We start from the raw sequence: 19,566 nt of genomic DNA on the forward strand, positions 1-19,566 counted from the left end.
CAATTTTGCTATCCATTAGGCAAAAGTAGTCGAAACAGTGATAGAGACTAGGATTTAGGCAAGGATTGGGAGAGGAGTGGTGAGAGCCATTATTAAACTAACAGGGATTTCCCAAGACTGCGGTCGCAAAATCACAAACGCGATCGCAAAATCACAAACGCGATCGCAAAATCACAAACGCGATCGCAAAATCACAAACGCGATCGCAAAATCACAAACGCGATCGCCTACGGCAGCAGCTTGCGCTGATCGCACTTAAGTAGGGCTTGCTGCACAAGTATGGAAACTATACCAGACAGGGCTTTCAATCATTTTTACCCTGAAAAAGTGCCAGGATTTTGAGCCCATCGATACAAAAACCTGGCACCATCGTAGGGGAACACTTGGTTATATTCGGAATGTGAGGGAAAAATAAGCATATTTTTCAAGAGCTAGTTTCAGATCCGCAAATTTCCCCAAAGACTTGTGCAGCAAGCGATAGTGAACTCTTAACTTATTACTTATTACTTATTACTTATTACCCGAATCAATAGACTTATTCAGCAAGCCCTAAGTAGGAGCACCCTCACGGGAGTGGACAGGGAGGCATTGGTTATGAGAGTATCAGAGGAAAAAGTCAATCAGGAGATGAAGAAGAACAAATGAAGGATTGGATCAGCCAGGAAATAAATCCGAAATTTTTCAGGACATACGTCATGCCAAAAGATTGAGAAAGACACTTGTGGTCTTAAGCGAGCATCCAGGAGAAACAGTACCAAAAGCGAGTGGTAATGCCAGCAACAGCCAAAGTATTTACAGATTTTGGTCAAATGAGAAAGTGACAAGAACACAAATATTGGCTTCACACAAGGAAGGCGTAGTGAGGAGATGTGTGGAAGCAGGAGTAGTGCTGGCAATACAGGACACGACCGACTTGGAGTATACGACACATGAAGCCACAAAAGGTTTGGGATATATAAATCAGACCCTTCAACAAGGAATTAAAGTTCATAGCTGTATAGCGGTCAGTGCCAAAGGAAAACCATTAGGACTGCTACATCAACAGAGTTGGACCAGAAAGCACAGGAGTGGTTTGAAAAAAGAACGCAAGAAAAAAGCGATTCAAGAAAAAGAAAGTTATCGATGGTTAGAGACAGTTAAGGGAGCTGAAGAAGGACTAGCGGAAAAAGCCAAGCTCATACATGTTGCAGATCGTGAGGCTGATATCTTCGAGTTATTCGCCCAAAAGCGTTCTGCTAATAGCGAATTACTGATTCTTCGAGAGTATAATCGCAGGGTGAAAGAGGAGATGGGATATCTGTTACCGATGATTGAACAAAGACCAATTTTAGGTACAATGACCATCAACTTAGAGCGTAATCCCAAACGTCCAGCTCGTCAGGCATCATTACAAATCCGAGGGATAAGAGTCACTTTGGAAGTGCCTCAACATCATCCCAAACCCCACAATCTCCATCCAGTGGAAATCAACGTACTACTGGTAGAAGAAACTGAGAAACCGGCTGATGGTAGTCAACCCATTCGTTGGTTGTTGCTCACAACTCTACCAATTGACGACTTCCAAAAAGCTTGGCAATGCGTGCAGTGGTATAGTTATCGATGGCTCATCGAACGCTTTCACTTTACCCTTAAAAGTGGCTGACGCACGCGAAAAACTTCAACTTCAAACTAGAGAGCGTTTACTCAAAGCACTGGCTACTTATAACATTGTTGCTTGGCGATTAATGTGGTTAACGTAATCTCGCTCGACTTAATCCCGATGCTTCTTGCCAAGTAGTTTTATCTCCACAGGAATGGAAGCTCAAGCGACTTCAATTTCAACCCAAAAACCGCTCGAAAAAACCTCCTACTCTTCGCCAAGCTCTGATGAGCGATTGCACGTTTGGGTGGATTTTTGGCCCGTACCGGAGATGGCGAACCTGGCTTGAAAACTCTAGCCGCGAGGGCTTTCTACCTTTTACCATTTATTTGAAGGTTCACAACTTGCTTCTACGTCCTAGTCTCTATCACTGTTTCGACTACTTTTGCCTAATGGATAGCAATTTTGGGGGGAGAAGATATCGAGGGGTTGAAAGTCCCCCAGAATTGGGGGATTTAGGGGGCGCGATGGTCAAAGTCCTCCAAGTTGCCGATGCCCTCCCAGCCCCGCAATTTTGGGGGGAGAAGATATCGAGGGGTTGAAAGTCCCCCAGAATTGGGGGATTTAGGGGGCACAGTGGTCAAAGTCCTCCAAGTTGGCGATGCCCCCCCAGCCCCCCAATTTTGGGGGGAGAAGATATCGAGGGGTTGAAAGTCCCCCAGAATTGGGGGATTTAGGGGGCGCGATGGTCAAAGTCCCCCAGAATTGGGGGATTTAGGGGGCGCAGTGGTCAAAGTCCCCCAGAATTGGAGGATTCCTCTTGCCTTGCGCATAACGCTATAACTGATCGCTGACACTCCCTACTCGATCTCCTCAGATTCTTCCTCTATCTCCTGGCCAATATCAAAAACAATAATAAATTTCCCATCAGGCATTAGCCGTTTCAGAGCCTGCATGTGACCTTCCGCATCCGAGCGATTGCGGAAACGACCAACAACCACTCTTTGCATCATGGGCAATAAGCGAACCACCGCCCATGGATAAAGGCGTTGAGAGTACGTCATAATAATAAGTTATCTCCTTAACTGGGGGACGAGAGCCAGCCTGAGAGGGTGGAAAATCTGGGGCTGGCTCTTACCGTGGGCGCTAAAACGTTCCACGGTAATTTTATTATAGCAGAAATAATCTTTAATTATAACATATTTTTAAAAGTTTTGTAACAAGGTTTTATTGCCAATTTTCTTTTAATCCTATATACTAGTATTATCGGAATAGTTAAAAAGACTCTACTCATGAACAAGTGCGTTGGAACTACTGAAGCGGCATCTCTATTAGGAATTTCTTCTCGACGATTGCGCCAACTCCTAGAGAAGGGTCGGGTGCGGGGTGCCTATAAAACTGGTAAATTCTGGATTATTCCTCTGTTCAACCATTTGCCACAAATAACTAAAAGTACTCGTGGACCGAAGGGGAAATGGCGCACTAGTCGTCCTCCCGCTTTAGCGAAGATTAATGTCAACCGCAATCACATTGGCTCGAATATCAAGAAAAGCCCCAAAGAGCGCAAGCCAGTGATTTCAGTAAAACGAAGTGGCACCAATCTCTACGGCAACGAAGTGGAAATCCTTGGTCCATGTAAGATTGTCTATAATCCCGATAATCCACTCGATTGTGGCGCTCGTTTGTGGATTGAAACTTTTAGTGATATTCACTTTGTTTCTTGATGCAAAGCGCGAGTGGGGGAAACCCCCAAGACCGCGCTGAATCGCTGGTGGAAGTTTTCCGGCTAGTAGTTGAGGGGGTCAAGGGCTTCGGGACTATTTTGGGTAACGACGGGTTTTTTGAACACCTAATGTCGCTCACATGCCAAGGGTTGCAGTATTAGTTGAGGTAGACATTCGTTTACGAGTGTATTTTGAGCGTGTCATACTCATATACAGTAAATAATATAGCATGTTACCCGATAGCACTTATAGAACCTTCCTTATGGATACGGAGGTTTTTAGTTGATATTCTTTGGGTCAATAATGGTAAGATCCTGATGCATTTAACTTTCGTAAGAGAAAAACAAGGAATACCAACCTATGTTGACAGAACTTCAAACCAGAAAATGGAGCAGACTATTCCAGATTTATGACGCAGATGGAAACGGTGTCGTAGAACAAGCAGACTTTGAAACTATCTTCCAAACCTTAGCCCAAGCCCGCCAACTCGAAGCTAATTCCCCCAAATATAATCAGCTCCATGCTAAATTCATGGAGGATTGGGAACATCTCCAAAAGGATGCTGATACAGATAACGATGGTAAAGTAAACCTAAAGGATTGGTTAGCACACGGTTATCGACGGATCAATGATGATTCAATGTACCAAACAGTAGTAGATATGGGCAACCAAGTTTTCGAGTTATTAGACCTAAATGGAGACGGCGTTATTACTGCTGATGAATACAAAATAATTCTTGGAAGTTGGCGAGTTTCTGAGGAATTAGCAGAACAGATATTTCCTAAGTTAGATTTCAATGGTGACGGTCATATATCTAAAGAAGAGTTGGTAGAATTAGTTAAGCAATTCCATATGAGCGATGATCCAGATGCACCAGGAAATAGTTTCTTCGGTCCCTACTAAATTCTGTCTTCTACTATAAGATAGTGAATAAACCCTAATCATGATAATAGCAAGATGATTAGGGTTTTAATATTTAGATAAAATAGTCGGCTTATTCTCACATCTTGCACCAGTAAAAAAACTTAATCGTAGAAGTAAAAACAATCAATAAATTCATTAATAGTTGATTATGGATTGTTATTCTGTAAGAATCCTCAGAGGATTAGAGGAAAAAACTCTAGCTCATAGACTACTCTACCAAGTTTATGTGGAAGAGCTAGGTTGGATACCACCGGAAGGTAATCCTTCAAATTTAAGAATCCAACCAAGTCCGATAGGAAATATACTAACGGATGACTATGACTCAGTTTCAATACAATTTGGGGGATTTTACGGAGAAAATCTCATAGGAATACATCGTATAATTACTCGAATTAATGGACGTTTAGATGTAGAAAAATATATTGAAATTCCAAAATTTTTAAAAAACGATTGTAATTATGAGTTTACTCGAGCAGCTGTAAAAGCCAGCTTCCGTAAATCTCCCATTTTTTCATTAATATTAGCAGCGGAAATCAAGTACTTAAGAAAACAAAAGTGTAAGTATATAATTAGTACTTCCACTTTTCCAGATCCAGGAAATTTTTTTTGTAAAATCGGTGCGACCAGAATAAATTATCCGGAATTTAAATATCATATTAGTGATCCAAAACCAGTGTCACTAATAGTTCTGTTTATTGAGGAACAAGAGCCTTTTAATCGGCTATTTACACTAGTAGATAAATTAAAACAAAAAGGGAAACTAAAATAGCTCTACTTTTTAGATATCAGAGTATACAATGTTGGCGTTAACTATATTTAGCTAACTTAAATCAATCTGAGGGAATTTAGGAAGGTATTTGGGATAGTGATATCTCCAATTCTGTACTCGATAAATTCCACCAATTTCACCCTCTGTCACTTCTAGTAGAGAAGGTTTAAGCTTGTAACTGATACGACGATACCTAAGTTTCATATCTATCTCTTAGTCCGTTAATTTTGTAGAACTCACCTTAATTTTTATAAAAACCTCCAGGACTTAAGGATATTTTTATGTTAATTCCTGATTATGTTTTTATTAACCTTATAATTCCGATAAAGCCATTAACTGTTGCTTGATAAGGGTTTTAATCCTTAGTTTAACTCATTATAAATAAATAAACAAATAAATTTAATAAGATTTTCCACTTCTTTACCTCAGAGCAGTCCCTTGCGATGCTTGGAGCCGCTAAGCGAACGCATTGACGACCATAGCTAAACTATTCCGCTTATTTCTTGGGATTAACTAAATGCGATCGCATTTCCCTGCCACACCCTAAACTCTTCTGTTTATTCCCGATTCCCGATTCCCGACTCCCTCAAGTTGCCAATTTTATTTTTATCTATTAAACTAGTATTATAGGAAGAGTTAAAAAACACTCCATGAACAAATGCGTTGGAACTACTGAAGCGGCATCTCTATTAGGAATTTCCTCTCGACGATTGCGCCAACTCCTAGAGAAGGGTCGCGTTCGCGGTGCTTATAAAACTGGGAAATTCTGGATTATCCCTCTGTTCAACCATTTGCCACAAATTACCAAAGGTACCCGTGGACCGAAGGGGAAATGGCGCACTAGTCGTCCTCCCGCTTTAGCGAAGATTAATGTCAACCGCAATCACATTGGCTCGAATATCAAGAAAAGCCCCAAAGAGCGCAAGCCAGTGATTTCAGTAAAACGCAGTGGTACCAATCTCTACGGCAACGAAGTAGAAATCCTTGGTCCAAGTAAGATTGTCTATAATCCCGATCATCCACTCGATTGTGGCGCTCGTTTGTGGATTGAAACCTTTAGTGATATTCACTTCGTTGGTGGTAGTTTTCCTGCTAGTCGTTGAATTGAAGTATGAATACGCGAGGGATCCTCTGGTTTTGGGCAAGCCCCCGTTGGTCCCCCAACTTTGGGGGACTTTAAGAGTTTTGTTCCCCCCAAAATTGGGGGGCTAGGGGGGCTCAATGATCGAGTGGGGACTTTAAGAGTTTTGTTCCCCCCAAAATTGATACTGCTGGCGAAAAAAACATTTAGTAATATCAGCCTGAAGACAGCAGTCTTTATAGCCCCCCAACCCCCAATTCTGGGGGAGCATGAACTTAAAGTTACCCATCTGCTACTCTTGTGTAAACAAATATTAATTTCGCCAACGGTATCAAAATTGGGGGGCTAGGGGGGCTCAATGATCGAGTGGGGACTTTAAGAGTTTTGTTCCCCCCAAAATTGGGGGGCTAGGGGGGCTCAATGATCGAGTGTGGAACAGGGAACAGGGAAAAAGAGCTGATTGCTAGAGCGATTAGAATGGTTCCAGAAGCACCCAAGCAATCGCTGATCGCTGACCATGAGTTCTCAACCACCCTCCAAACCACCAAAAACCATACTTAGTCAGCTAACTCAGGTAGTACAGACCATTCATGCGAAGGTCAATCTTCAAGCAGTAGCACTAAAGCCTAATGCTAGAGTGCCGGAACTTTGGGTGCAAGACAGTAATACCAACAAATCCGATGTCTATCCCCTGGTTGGGGACCGTTACGTACTGGGTCGCAGTTCCAAATCCTGTGACATAATCGTTCGCAACCCAGTAGTCAGTCAAGTTCATCTCTCCCTAGAACGGTATGGTAGGCGTGGGCGTAGGTTTATCATAAAAGACCAAAACTCTACTAATGGTATCTATCGTGGCAGACGCCGACTTTCTTCCTTGCTTCTGTATCACGGAGACACCCTTACCATCGGACCACCAGAACTAGCTGCATCAGTTCAGCTACAGTACGTCTATCCTCCCCCCTGGTATATCCAAGGAATCCGTTACTTTCTCTATGGCATCGGTGGCTTAATTGCTTTAGTCGTATTACTAATTGGATTTGAAACCCTGAAAGCACCATCAGTCAGGCCATTGCCCGAGGGAGTCACAGGTCCTGTGATTGTTTACTCTCGTGACCAAATCCCCCTACGGCAACCCAGGACCGATGCTCACCGAGAACTGAGGAGGTTATCGGATTTTTCCCCATATTTGCCGAAAGCAGTGATTGCTTCAGAAGACAGCCGCTTTTACTGGCACTTTGGAGTAGACCCCTATGGGATTATGCGAGCTGTGGTGCGGAATCTTCAAGGGGGAGGCATTCGCGAAGGTGCTAGTACGATCACTCAGCAGGTAGCACGAAGCCTATTTCCGGAGTATGTCGGTCGAGCCAATACCGCAGACCGGAAAGTGCGGGAGGCAATAATTGCCCTAAAGTTAGAGACAGTTTACAGTAAGGACGCGATCTTAAAGGCTTACTTAAACCGAGTTTACTTAGGTATAGAAGCATTTGGTTTTGAAGATGCTGCTCAATTTTATTTCGACAAATCAGCAGCTAATGTGAATATCCAAGAAGCCGCAACGCTAGTAGCAAGTTTACCAGCACCCAATAGCTATAACCCAATCCAAAATTATGATACTTCATTACAATTACGGAATCGGGTGATTGACCGGATGCACGCTTTGGGAATGATTAGTCGAGAAGAGGCTAATCGAGCGAGGCGATCGCGGATTGAAGTTAGCCCGAAAGCCCGAGAAATGCTTTCTAGTACCAAAGCCCCCTATTTCTATAACTACGTTTTCCAGCAATTGAGGGCGTTACTGGGCAAAGACTTGGCTAAGGAAGGTAATTTTATTGTAGAAACTACTGTAGATACCGAGTCTCAGGCCAAAGCTGAAGCAGCTCTACGGGACTATGTTAAGAACACTGGTAGCCCCTTAGGATTTTCCCAGGGAGCGATCGCAAGCATCAATACCAGTAATGGCGAGATTCTAGCCATGGTTGGAGGTGCCGATTACCAAAAAAGCCAGTTTAATCGCGTTATCCAAGCCAAGCGTCAACCAGGCTCAACCTTTAAACTCTTTGCCTATGCTGCTGCTTTAGAAAAAGGGATTTTACCAAGCAAAACCTACTCCTGCTCTGGGATTAAACGGATCAGACGTTGTGAGCGGTCTGGAGATGCTACTGAAATTGATATGTATGCTGGTCTGGCTCAATCGGAAAATGCGGTAGCGATCAGGGTAGCTCAAGATGCTGGTTTAGATAGAGTAATACGGCTGGCGCAACGGTTAGGTATTAGCTCAAAACTCGATCCTGTGTTTGGTTTAGCCTTAGGTCAAAGTGAGGTTACTCTGTTGGAAATGACTGGAGCCTATGGTGCGATCGCAAATCAAGGTATGTGGTATCGTCCCCATGGTATTATCAGAATTCTAGACAGTAGTGATTGCACCGATTACCAAGACTACCAAACCTGTCGAGTAATCTACGACTTCGCTGATCAGCCAACTATCAGCAACCAAGCCGTTTCACCAGCCGTAGCCAAGACCATGACAGAAATGCTTCAGGCTGTAGTCACCAGTGGCACCGGTCGCAGTGCTCGGATTGGTCAAGGAGAAGGGGGAAAAACTGGTACTACTGATAAAAATGTAGACCTGTGGTTTATCGGTTTTATTCCCAAGCATCAGATCGTTACAGGGATTTGGTTTGGCAATGATGACAATTCTCCTACCAGTGGCAGTAGTAGCCAAGCCGCCCAGTTGTGGGGTAAATATATGGCTCAAGTGGTACCTAAAGAGAGTTGATACCGAGTGGTATTTAAATATAGTAGATTAGTTGGATAGGGAAATGGGGAGATGGGGAGATGGGGAGATAGGGAGATGGGGAGATAGGGAGATGGGGAGAAGAGACAGTTGTTGGTATCAAAGGTGATCAATCCAAAAGCTGATCAGGATTGATGCCCATCTGTTGCAGTCGAGCTTTCAAAGCTTCAAGCTCTTGTTGAGCTTGAGTAGCCCGTTGCTCAGCCTGTTGAGTTCTCTCATTTTCGGAGGGATACCGTCTAGCATTTTGGTCGTACCAATACAACCATTCCCTAGTCCAATCAAGATAGGTTCCTTCTGCTGTGCCTATACCTAGACCAATTTCTGGCATCCAGACCGGATTCCCTGGTTGACGCACATAAACTCCATCTACCAAGCGATGCACTTCAAAGCTATCCCCTTTATGAGGTTGATAGTTATCGCTATCATAAATAACGTAGTATAATAACCCTAAGTCAGCATAGTCTAATTTTTTCTGGTCATACTCACCGTTATAGGTTTGAGATACAATCTCAAGAGCCAGAATTGGCACAACACCATTTTCTTCCCACAACACATAACTCAAACGTCCCTGACGACCCTTAGGGCGAGTTTTCCATCTTTGTACTCCTAAACTGAGGAATCCATCAGGCACTATCGCTGAGTGTTTGGGATTGTAATAGTATCCCATATCTATACCAAAAAACCAATCTCTGCGCTCTGACCAGATTATCGCTAAAATCGATTTCAATAAGTGAGGGATGGTATCTTGCAGTTCATTATCCACAGGGGTTTCATCAGAAGAGGGTAATTCTTCTGAAGTCGGAAGGTATTGTAACGGGTCATAGTTTAGCATAGTTAAATTGCCTAGACCTGAGTGGTGATATGTTAGCAGATTAGCTAAATACCATTATCTTGACCATAAATCAGATTAGGTTGATGAGCAGTTTCTATAGTATTTTAGGGACAAGTCTATTTTGAGAGAGTCAACGTCTTTTTTGTCAGCTTTGTTATGAAACAGCTCCTCAACCAACTACAAAATCAACGCAAATACATTAAATCCCTAATTATCCCTCTTTTAGGTATCTTGTTAGCAAGCGGAATAATTGCAGCACCAGCCAATGCCATCAATGTCTATCAAATGCCTAACATTAGCGCTGGAGAACCGACTTGGGTAATTGACAAGTCAGAAGTTCTCTCTCGCTTCACAGAAGGCAAGTTGACTCAATCCTTAGAGGATTTAGCGAAAGCAACAGGCAATCAAGTTAGACTGGTCACTGTCCACGGCCTAGATTATGGTGAAACAGCAGCAACCTTTGCCCAAGGGTTGTTTGAAAAATGGTATGGTAATCCAGAAGACCAAGCTAATCAAACCTTGATAGTGCTGGATACTGTCACCAATAACAGTGCTATCGTTACTGGCAATGCCGTTAAGGAAATTATGTCCGATGACATTGCTGAAAGTGTGGCTTCTGAAACCCTACAGGTGCCGCTGCGGGATGGTAACAAGTATAATCAGGGTTTCTTAGATGTAAGCGATCGCATAGTAGCTGTCTTATCTGGCGAACCAGATCCTGGTCCTCCTGTAGTGGAAGAAGAAATCAACATTGCTGGCAACTTTAAGAGTGCAGAAGAAACTCAAGAGAGCAATGCTACCCTTTGGGTTGTAGTGATCTTGGTTGTTGCTACAGTTGTGCCGATGGTTACCTACTTTTTCTACCAAGGTTTTTCCTAAGTATTTTGCTGTCAGTTGTCAGCCTTCAGCTGTCAGCGAGTTTTGTTAAAAACTCATAAATTGGTAATGGGCAATGATTTAGATGTTTGCCTATTACCATTAACTCTTTTGTTGATGACTTCGCAGTAGTTTAATTCTGTGATTAAGCATTTTCCCTGGAAGGGGATAAGGGAAACGCTAACCATATCCAGACATAAAACAGCGTTATAATCGGGGCAATTGGGCTAATCACAATCGAAACTGCCACCGTCACAATCCGTACAGCCAGAACTGAAATCCTAAACCGTTGAGCAATGGCTCCACAAACCCCAGCAATTATCTTATGGCGTCTGCTCCTCGTAAACCGGTTTCTTGTGCTCCCTGAAATCTCATCTTCTGACTTTTTCAAACGCTGTACTAAGGTAATCACCAATCCTACAGTACCCACAAATCCAGAGGGAATTGTCAAGATTGCAAACCAATGAGAAAAAGTCATGAACGAAAGAATATTCCCAAGCCAAGGCTTTTGCGGACAAGTAAATGTAATCATTACCGATTCACAGCCCAACAACTCTGCCAATTGGAGTCCACCAAAAGCAAGCAAAAGTGGTATAATACCGAAGATAATACAAATTCCAATCAAACTCCAGTGTTGCCAAAGTTTAACAGAACGACGGACAGGAATAGCAGCTAGTACTGGTCCAATGAAAAATAAAAACAGGAGTAAAGGAAGGTAAATCATGCCAGAGTTAATGGCATGCTAAAACCACAGCCAATGAGCCCTTGGTGTTAGCACCCTTGGTGAATAACTACTCCTATGCTAGCCCAATCACTCCCAGATCGGGGGAGATGTGAGGCTCCTGTGGGGTGAATAGTGTCAAAGAGATGATATATATCTCATTACTTCTGGAGTCGCATCAAACCATTCCCCAGAAATCCTAAGATGTTGGAATTTCCTGTGAAATTCGGTTTCCATCTTAGCACTACCTGGGATAATTTTTATTAGTTCTAAAGTCGTTACACTCTTAGTTTCAAGCCCTCTAATATTACCATTGGGGTTAGTAGTGTAACCGATCCGAATCGCATTGCGTCCCTTGTCTAAGATAAAGTAAAGCCTAGCTGGATTTTCTTCCTCAGGGCTGGATAGGCAGCTTTGTACTAAATTCCCTGTGGCTTTGTGCAACCGAATAAAGGTTTGAGCGTCACTAGCGTATTCTGGAAGCTTAGAACGCTCTACAGCCATGGTCATATAACGCAATGCAGCTGCGTGTCTTCCCTCCGACGCTTCATCGACAGCCAGGGCTAGCAGGTCATAGGGTGAGCATTGGCGAAAATTACTCATTATTGTTGTAGTTGGGCTGAGCAATACCTGATTTGTATGCTAGGAATTGGTAATAATAGCACACCTAATGACCTTATGTAAAGACCTTATGTCAAGTCAGATCGGGGAAATCGTATCTGTGCTTTGTGCAAAAGGCGCGTTTATTCAAAATACTCCTCAACTGCTCATCAATCCGGAATCTCAAAGGTAATCTCGCGCTTGGTAAAGGGCAAATCTTGATTAATAGCCTCAATTTCCTCAAGTTCCATGACGTTAACCTCATCGATATAGTTTTGAAAAATCCGGTCAAAGCGTTTATCGTAGAATCGGTGAACACTATGGTTAGCAGTTGCTGGGAAGCCACGACGCTTCTTGTGACGCCCACCAGCACCAGGGTCAAACATGGTGATGCCCTGGTCGATTGCCCACTCAATTGGTGCATAGTAACAGGCTTCAAAATGTAGGCAGTCAAATTCTTGAAAACAGCCCCAATAACGACCATACAAATGACTGCCCTTATTGATACAAAAGGACATTCCCACTGGTTTTTGGTCATCCTCCTCCCGATAAGCAGCAATTAGTACCACTCGCTGACGGTAGTTAGGATACAATTGCTTAAAAAACTGGCGCGTGAGATATTTGCTACCCCACATAAATTTATCGCAGGTGCTGCTGTAGAAGCTGTAGATTAAGGGAAACAAGGATTTTTGAATCTCATCCCCCGTGAATATTTTCAGGGTTAGACCTGCTTTGGCTACAGCCTTACGTTCTCGTTTAATATTGCGGCGTTGATTGGCATTAAAGACCTTTAGGTAATCCTCAAAACTGCTAAAGCCTTGGTTTTGCCAAATATAGCTGTGATGTAGCCAGCCCTTAAAACCATTGCGTTCAATTACTGGTCGCCAATCCGGGTCAACAAAGAGGAAGTGACAACCAGACAGATGATTGCGATCGCAAAAATGATCGATAGCACTGACCATTATCTGTGTCAGCTCATCTTCATCTTCTCCCGGTGCCATCAAAAACCGATAGCCTACCGCTGGGGTAAATGGTGTCATCCCCAACAACTTCGGATAGTAGGAAATGCCCAAGCGATAGGATAAATCCGCCCACTGTTGGTCAAAGACAAACTCTCCGTAACTGTGACCTTTGACATACATAGGTGCAGCCGCGATCAGCTGTCTATCTCGCCATACCGTTAAGTGATTGGGCAACCAACCCGTTTTAGCAGTAGCACTACCAGATGTTTCAATATTATTCAACCAGTCCCACTCCAGAAAAGGGGTTTTTAGGGGTTGGGCAAGGTCATCCCAAGCGGATTGGGGAATATCTGCCATGCGGTTGACCCAGATAACGGAATAGTCAAGCTTGGGTTGTTGAACCATTGGGGTAATCTAGGATTAGAGGAACTTGAGATTGGGAAAGTCAGCAATTCTGCTAGTATGCAAGTTTGAACGCGCACGCGTGGCCAAACGCGCCCCGCGTGGCCAATAGGCCAAGGCCAAGTCAGCAAGTCAGCAAGTCAGCAAGTCTGAAACAATTCCTGGGATCAATTACTGAGAAACTGGAATGTTTCTTACCTTGAGCCTTAACGTTTTTTCCGTTAACTTCAAGTATTTAACTTAAAGTTTTATTTAATTAGTCGAGGGAGTTATCAGAGGAGATATGACCAGATATCCCATCTCTTAGTTTAAGTTAAACTAACTTCACACTATAGGCACGCAAAGTACCTGCACCAAACAAGACCCCATCAGCGAGAGCCACTTGGTTTTCCAGATGGGCTAGAAAGGTTAGCAAATCTTTTCTATAACACATCTAGTCACAGACTTCAAACCCTGAAGGTCTTGATAGTCAGGGAAAACCTTGGTAGATCTACTCGAATCCTCCAAGGTATGCATCTATGCCTTTGTCCTTCCATCTGACGTTAAATGGACACAACCCTAGTTGAGAATGGCAGAGAAAAATTACTCAAATTAACTGGATTTATTTGAGTAAGTTTCCATAAACTAAATAGAGGGAATAAAGATATCAATCTGAGTACCAAGGTTGTAGTGAGTAATTGTAAACAAACCCCATTATCTTGCGGTTGGGTTGTTCTGAGCCATCAATATCAGACGAATTATGGTTAAGCTAGGTCTATCCTCCTTTCGTCGCATTCTACTTTCGCGCCTTCTGCTGCTAAGTGTGCCAGTCTTACTAGCAGGAGTGTATGTGACTTACACAAAGGCACGCTCATTGCTGTTGGACAGTGCTCGCCAAAATCTGACGGAAAGTGCTGTACTCCACGCACAGAGCATTCAAGAGTCCATTGCTGCCCTCAAAGCCAACTTGGTGAGTGCCAGTGAAGCTGTAGCCCTAAAGTCGGAATCCCCAACCGCCTATCAAAAATTTGTAGAACAATTGGATCAACTGTTACCACATCAGATCGATTGTGTACAGTTGATGGAGCTACAGAGCAAAGCAATCGCCGCAAGTACCTGTGCTAACCAATTGCTAACTAACCGACCGACTTTTGTATCCTCGGTGCAGCAAAGTCAATCATTAACTAACCGTAATGATGTTGAGGTAACCATACTACTGCCGAAACACCCCTCAAGAAACCCCTCAACAACTTTAACTAGCCAACTGTATACCCCCAAGTCTACCAGTAAACTCAAACTAGTCCTGAGTGCCCCAGTCTATAACCGATCAGGTCAACTCCAGTTTGCCCTGATCATCCAGTCAGCTCTGCTACAGACACCAGCCTCACAACGGCAGATATTGTCTAGCTATCCGGTAGTGATTAACCAAGAAGGGCAAGTTTTGACTCATCACTATCAAGAGCCAGTGGCACAGAAGATCACAGACAAGATCAATCGGGAAGAAGAACAAGAGGGACTCAAAAGGGTTTTCGGAAAAGCGATCGCACAGGAACAAGATGTTGCTGAACCGTCGTACTGGATTAAAAACAACGTGGAATTAACCGCTGGCTATACCTCAATTCCAAGTCCGATTACTGCTGAGCTAGGTCAAAAGTGGGTGATTTTAGCGGTTACCCCCGTTGATATTGCTTTGGCTGGTCTCAAAGAGATTCAGCACGTTCTGCTAATCTTCACCTGTGGCTTGATTGGGGCAACCCTGTTGGCAACGATGTATGTTGCTCGGGAATTAGCTCGTCCTCTCGAACAACTCAGAGACTACGCTCTAAATCAATCTCAGTTCCTACCCTACGACCGTATACCCCAAAACTTCAAAATTAGGGAAGTTAACCAATTGTCGGAAGCTTTCGGTGGGATGATTGAACGCATGAAACATTGGGCAGAAGAACTCGAAGCTACTTGGAAAGAAGCCCAAACTGCTAATAAGTTCAAGAATGAATTCCTGGCGAATACCTCCCATGAACTGAGAACTCCCCTGAACGCCATCATTGGTTGTTTGCGACTAATACGGGATGGTTTCTGTGACAACCGCGAAGAAGAAATCGATTTTTTACAAAGGGCTGATCATGCTGCCATGCATCTGCTGGAAATCATTAATGACGTTCTAGATATGGCGAAGATTGAAGCTGGTAAATTATCGGTAAAAATTGAGCCGATTTACCTGTGGGAGTTGCTTGATGAAGTCATAAATTTACAGACTATTCCCATTCAGCAGAAAGGTCTTGAGTTTCATACCAGCGATTTGCATCAGGGGATTATCGTTCCTGCTGATCCAGCTAAGCTCAAGCAGGTTCTAATTAATGTAGTTGGTAACGCCACCAAATTTACAGACAATGGCAGCATTACCATTAAGACCCGAATTGAACCGCTACCCCTGTCTCAGAACAACAGAAGTTTTGCCAAGGCTTCTGATCTAACTTCTCATTCACAGGTTGTGATTATTGTTAAGGATACAGGTATTGGTATTGATCCCAGTCAACAGAAAAAACTATTTCGTCCCTTTGTGATGGTTGATGGCTCGACCACCCGCCAATGCGGTGGAACAGGGCTTGGTCTAGCTATTTGCCGGAATTTAATGGAAATGATGGGAGGTACTATTACCCTCTCCAGTCCTGGAGAGGGTAAGGGCAGCACCGTTAAAATTACCTTGCCAATCATAGATGGAAAACGGGAATAGGGATGCAGCGCTTTTCTCGTACTTCCTGCTGTGTTGACAATAGTGGAGCAGTCGGTTATAATTATCAACCTTTGAAGTCAAAAATTATGGCTGTCTTTGTAACCCAACTAACCTCGTGCATCTCATTAAAGCTGTTTGAGCCAGTGGGTGGAACGGGCATCTTGCCCGTTTCATTTTCGGCTGGACTATCCCAATGCTGGCTACGAGGCGAAAAATAAGGGCAAGCCCGCCCCTAACGAACCCTACGCACCCTAGGCAACTGTTAATTCACGAACTAGTAATCTGTTGCGCCAATGAGCTGATAACCTTCAATTGTTCCTCACCAAAAGCGTCTGCTTCTGGACTAGCAATGGTAATTAGACCCTTGATTTTATAGTCATCAATTACTGGCACGCTCAGAAATGACCGCACTCCTGCCAAATCCAAACCCCCAGATACTATCCCCACTACCTGCCCATCGTTACCAATCACTGGTAAAGAAACCACAGCAACCCAAAGGTTACTCTTTGCCCGAAAAACTGTTGATATATAGGTGCGTCCCTTGATAGCTTGTTGAAAATAGCGGCGATCGGAATAGTCTTTACCAATTAAATCTAATTCCGGGGCTTCTGGGTAGCGATAAATCATCACCCCCTGACGATTGATTAAACTCCACCCAGCCAATCCAGCCATGGCGTTTTGCATCAGGGTGCTCTCTCGTAGTGCTTGCCCTAAGGCATCAACATTTAGCGATCGCGTTTCTGAACAAAATGCTAGAAAACTCAGGGTAACAAACAGTTGCTTCAGGTCATTTTGGGCTAAATAAGCGACGGTTTCTGGGGCATCAGTTCCCTGTGATGCCACTAACTCCATCTGAATTTGGTCTGGTTGGAGGTCTAGGTCAGTTAGGCTAGCCAAGGTAATCAGTGCCAAAGCTCGCAATTGCTCAGCCGCAGTATTAGTTGACTGCTGACCTAGCACAATAAGCAACCGAGTCTTTTGCTCTTCTAGGAGTAGCATACCATAAATTGGTGGGTCAATGGTTGCCTTGATTTGGTCAAAGGTTGTTTGCCACACCGGTTGCTTGCCTGTCATAATTTTTGAACAAAAATGTTTTGATAATAACGGGAATGATAGTGTAAAGGTGATAAGCGCCTCAGATCTAGACGCTAGAAACAAACTGAATAATAGAAGACTAACGGCTGAGAATAGTTGATCAGTTCCTAAATTTTGGTATTTTGCGCGCGTCTTTCTGGAGTGGTCGATAGCAAACGTTTGTTCCGACAGGCTGATTTCGCTAGATTTTCTGGAAGCGTCGAGAGATTTTCTAGTGTTTGGGAAATCAATTTTGATTGACCTTGACCTTGACCTTGACCTTAGGTCACGCTACGCGAACGGTCACGCTAAGTGATCGATAATCTTTGATTGAGATGAGGTGCTCTCAATCACAATCCCCTTAGTGGGGGAGATACTGTAAGGGTAGGGACGCTGATCTGCCTTAGCCCCACGAATTTTAGTAATTCGCAGCCAATTTTTGTAGCCAATGTCTGCTCCGTTATTAATTTCATCCCAGTCAGGGGAATAAAGGTCTACTACGAGATCATAAAGGTTCAGTAAATTGTAGCGATCGCTTTTTTCGATTCCGTCCTGAGCAAAAATATCTAACACTGCCACATCAGGCTGACGGAGTTGACGATTTTTACGGTAGACCAGCTTAATAAACTCTCTAGGGGTACAGTTGATTAGTAGAGGCGTGAGGGAGTCAAAGATTACTCGACAGGGTTTAGGCATCTGCTCGAGCTGTTGCGCAATCCTGAGCAATAGCATCTCCGGGTCATTCAGATTCAGGTGTACAGAGGTTGCTGGCAATGTGTCTACTATGGGACTAAAGGTATCGAGGATTACCAACTGCCCTGCTTCCAGGTAGGGGTCAGGGAGTAATCCCCAACTTGGGAGGGTTTGATAAACTTGCTGCCTAGGAATATCCGCACTAATATATAAGACTGATTCTTGGCGATGCAAGCCACAGAGCAAAAACTGATAGGCTAGGGTACTCTTACCCAGTCCGGGAGCGCCCTCCACCAAGGAAGCGGTGTTATAGGGGATTTGGTTTGGGAGCAATTTTTCGAGTGACCCAAACACTAAATAGGGAGCATCCTCAATAAATTTTAATGATTCGGTGGTTGAGGGGGGAGATATTTGGCTGGCACTGTACAATATCTCAATACCGTTTTCTGTGATTGCCATGCGGTGAGAACCACAGACATGGTCAGATGCTCGCATTTTAAATACTTCTAGATAGCGATCGCGTCTACGACCAACCAGTTCTTTTGATAGCATAATCATGCCATCGACAATGGTTTCTTCCACACCAAAGCTGGATAGGTGTCCAGTTTCATGAGCAGGGATACCTGAGATAAAGATACCCACTCCACCGATTTGTTGCATCAGGGTTGCTAATTGGAAGGTCTTTTCTCGCTGGATGGCTCGGTTATTCACTTTGTAGAACAAGACTGATAGTGAATCCACCACAAAACGTTGAGGCTGGAAGGAGGCGATTTCCTGAGCAATTTGATCTAGGTGTTCTTCAACCCGGATATTAGTTTGGGTAACAAAGACAATGCGCAGCATTTCCTGTTGAATCAGACGTTCTAAGTCCCAACCAAAACCGGCTGCCATCTGGGACAGATGAGAGGGGGTTTCCTCAAAAGAAAAGAGCAAGCCTTTTTCCCCTCGGTCAACTCCAGCCATGAGAAACTGTAGGGCAAAGGTAGTTTTACCAGTGCCAGCAACTCCCGAGAGGATGATTGAACGACCGTAAGGTATACCACCCCTTAACAGTTGATCCAAACCCGGAATTCCCATCACCATACGCCCTGCTGGAACTGACCAACTCACCGACTTTTGCCTGAGGGTTAGGGTAGGGCTAAGAATCCGCACCCCCACATTAGTGATCACAAAGGGAAATGGTTCCATATAAGGTGCCAGACCCCGTAATTTATGAACCTGTAACCAACGGCGTTGCTCCCCTGCCTCCTCATGGGTCGAAAGGTAAAGGATGCCATCAGCCAAAGCAAATTCTGGACTGTGGTTAATCTGGGAGCGTTCGGATTCATTCACTAAAAAAGTCGTGCAACGAGCACTGGCGAGGCGAACCGATAGTTCGTAGCAAAAACGGCGGAAGTCACCACTTTTTTCGGTCAGCTCAGCAATGGCCTTAAAAGAGTCAATGACTATAACTTCTGCTTGATGTTGATTGACCAAACCCACTATATGATCTGCCAACCTAGGCATCGGTTGTTCAATTAAGAATGAGCCAATATCACTATAGATCACCTGCTCACCAAATACTTGAGCATCGAAGAATTGGAAGTGCTGCATATAACGCACCACCTTAAGGGTTGGCTCGGAAAGGGTACTGAGGTAAAGAGCTCTCTTATGGGGTTGGTGCTTGATAGTGTTAAACAGAATCTGCTGCACCAAAATTGTTTTGCCAGTGCCAGGAGCCCCTGCCAAGATATTCAATGAGTAGATGGGAAAGCCACCGCCCAAAACGGCATCCAGATTTGGCACTCCTGTAGGCATTAATTTGATTTTGGGCATTAGT

The 19,566-nt window shown here is 43.9% G+C and carries 19 protein-coding genes; 11 read left to right on the forward strand and 8 right to left on the reverse strand.

Going from position 1 to position 19,566, the window contains the following annotated elements; genetic code table 11:
• The first annotated feature begins 79 nt into the window (after positions 1-79).
• Both BJP34_RS39005 and BJP34_RS07370 read left to right on the forward strand, forming a co-directional pair.
• Positions 80-259, forward strand: a complete 180-nt coding sequence (locus BJP34_RS39005; protein WP_143727925.1) for a hypothetical protein — start codon at positions 80-82, stop codon at positions 257-259.
• 390 nt (positions 260-649) lie between these two features.
• Positions 650-1,642: an IS4 family transposase gene (locus BJP34_RS07370; RefSeq protein WP_083305041.1), complete on the forward strand. Its 993-nt coding sequence runs from the start codon at positions 650-652 to the stop codon at positions 1,640-1,642.
• A gap of 797 nt (positions 1,643-2,439) precedes the next feature.
• Here BJP34_RS07370 and BJP34_RS07375 read toward each other — a convergent pair.
• Positions 2,440-2,643 carry a hypothetical protein gene (locus BJP34_RS07375; protein ID WP_070391786.1) on the reverse strand — a complete coding sequence of 68 codons (204 nt, stop codon included), beginning with the start codon at positions 2,641-2,643 and terminating at the stop codon, positions 2,440-2,442.
• Positions 2,644-2,871: 228 nt separating this feature from the next.
• On the opposite strand from BJP34_RS07375, the gene BJP34_RS07380 reads away from it, so the two are divergent.
• From BJP34_RS07380 to BJP34_RS07390, 4 genes are all read left to right on the forward strand, one after another.
• Positions 2,872-3,303 (forward strand): DNA-binding protein, encoded by a 432-nt coding sequence (locus tag BJP34_RS07380; RefSeq protein WP_070391787.1) that lies wholly within the window; start codon positions 2,872-2,874, stop codon positions 3,301-3,303.
• The gene (locus BJP34_RS42710; RefSeq protein ID WP_158517074.1) at positions 3,303-3,464 is read left to right on the forward strand and encodes a hypothetical protein; all 162 of its coding nucleotides are present in this window, start codon (positions 3,303-3,305) and stop codon (positions 3,462-3,464) included. Before BJP34_RS07380 ends, BJP34_RS42710 begins: the two co-directional genes overlap by 1 nt.
• Positions 3,465-3,663: 199 nt before the next feature.
• On the forward strand, positions 3,664-4,206 hold the full coding sequence (locus BJP34_RS07385) for an EF-hand domain-containing protein (RefSeq protein WP_070391788.1): 543 nt from the start codon (positions 3,664-3,666) through the stop codon (positions 4,204-4,206).
• Between the two features lie 169 nt (positions 4,207-4,375).
• Positions 4,376-4,996 carry a hypothetical protein gene (locus BJP34_RS07390; protein WP_070391789.1) on the forward strand — a complete coding sequence of 207 codons (621 nt, stop codon included), beginning with the start codon at positions 4,376-4,378 and terminating at the stop codon, positions 4,994-4,996.
• A 51-nt stretch (positions 4,997-5,047) separates the two neighbouring features.
• Here BJP34_RS07390 and BJP34_RS36265 read toward each other — a convergent pair whose 3' ends face one another.
• Positions 5,048-5,200, reverse strand: a complete 153-nt coding sequence (locus BJP34_RS36265) for a DUF4278 domain-containing protein (protein WP_083305042.1) — start codon at positions 5,198-5,200, stop codon at positions 5,048-5,050.
• 446 nt (positions 5,201-5,646) lie between these two features.
• On the opposite strand from BJP34_RS36265, the gene BJP34_RS07395 reads away from it, so the two are divergent.
• Both BJP34_RS07395 and BJP34_RS07400 read left to right on the forward strand, forming a co-directional pair.
• Complete coding sequence (locus BJP34_RS07395; RefSeq protein ID WP_070391790.1) at positions 5,647-6,099, forward strand: DNA-binding protein; 453 nt, start codon at positions 5,647-5,649, stop codon at positions 6,097-6,099.
• 495 nt (positions 6,100-6,594) lie between these two features.
• Entirely contained in the window at positions 6,595-8,853 is a 2,259-nt protein-coding gene (locus BJP34_RS07400) for a PBP1A family penicillin-binding protein (protein WP_070391791.1), read from the forward strand.
• Between the two features lie 127 nt (positions 8,854-8,980).
• Here BJP34_RS07400 and BJP34_RS07405 read toward each other — a convergent pair whose 3' ends face one another.
• Complete coding sequence (locus BJP34_RS07405; RefSeq protein ID WP_070391792.1) at positions 8,981-9,706, reverse strand: Uma2 family endonuclease; 726 nt, start codon at positions 9,704-9,706, stop codon at positions 8,981-8,983.
• A 156-nt stretch (positions 9,707-9,862) separates the two neighbouring features.
• Here BJP34_RS07405 and psb32 point away from each other — a divergent pair, with 156 nt between their 5' ends.
• The gene (gene psb32, locus BJP34_RS07410; protein WP_070391793.1) at positions 9,863-10,585 is read left to right on the forward strand and encodes a photosystem II repair protein Psb32; all 723 of its coding nucleotides are present in this window, start codon (positions 9,863-9,865) and stop codon (positions 10,583-10,585) included.
• 142 nt (positions 10,586-10,727) lie between these two features.
• Here the strand turns inward: psb32 and BJP34_RS07415 are convergent, their stop codons facing one another.
• The 3 genes from BJP34_RS07415 to BJP34_RS07425 form a co-directional block, all read right to left on the reverse strand.
• On the reverse strand, positions 10,728-11,306 hold the full coding sequence (locus tag BJP34_RS07415) for a PspC domain-containing protein (RefSeq protein WP_070391794.1): 579 nt from the start codon (positions 11,304-11,306) through the stop codon (positions 10,728-10,730).
• 135 nt (positions 11,307-11,441) lie between these two features.
• Positions 11,442-11,906, reverse strand: coding sequence for a GIY-YIG nuclease family protein (locus BJP34_RS07420; RefSeq protein WP_070391795.1), 465 nt, complete (start codon positions 11,904-11,906; stop codon positions 11,442-11,444).
• Positions 11,907-12,073: 167 nt separating this feature from the next.
• Complete coding sequence (locus BJP34_RS07425) at positions 12,074-13,270, reverse strand: GNAT family N-acetyltransferase (RefSeq protein ID WP_070391796.1); 1,197 nt, start codon at positions 13,268-13,270, stop codon at positions 12,074-12,076.
• 736 nt (positions 13,271-14,006) lie between these two features.
• Between BJP34_RS07425 and BJP34_RS07430 the strand changes: the two genes are divergently transcribed.
• Both BJP34_RS07430 and BJP34_RS07435 read left to right on the forward strand, forming a co-directional pair.
• Positions 14,007-15,980, forward strand: a complete 1,974-nt coding sequence (locus BJP34_RS07430; RefSeq protein ID WP_070391797.1) for an ATP-binding protein — start codon at positions 14,007-14,009, stop codon at positions 15,978-15,980.
• A 2-nt stretch (positions 15,981-15,982) separates the two neighbouring features.
• Positions 15,983-16,198: a hypothetical protein gene (locus BJP34_RS07435; protein WP_070391798.1), complete on the forward strand. Its 216-nt coding sequence runs from the start codon at positions 15,983-15,985 to the stop codon at positions 16,196-16,198.
• 49 nt (positions 16,199-16,247) lie between these two features.
• Here the strand turns inward: BJP34_RS07435 and BJP34_RS07440 are convergent, their stop codons facing one another.
• Positions 16,248-17,054: a GAF domain-containing protein gene (locus tag BJP34_RS07440; RefSeq protein WP_070391799.1), complete on the reverse strand. Its 807-nt coding sequence runs from the start codon at positions 17,052-17,054 to the stop codon at positions 16,248-16,250.
• A gap of 303 nt (positions 17,055-17,357) precedes the next feature.
• Positions 17,358-19,562 (reverse strand): ATPase domain-containing protein, encoded by a 2,205-nt coding sequence (locus BJP34_RS07445; protein ID WP_070391800.1) that lies wholly within the window; start codon positions 19,560-19,562, stop codon positions 17,358-17,360.
• Positions 19,563-19,566 lie beyond the last annotated feature (4 nt).

This window comes from Moorena producens PAL-8-15-08-1 (assembly GCF_001767235.1).
GTDB classification, from domain to species: domain Bacteria; phylum Cyanobacteriota; class Cyanobacteriia; order Cyanobacteriales; family Coleofasciculaceae; genus Moorena; species Moorena producens_A.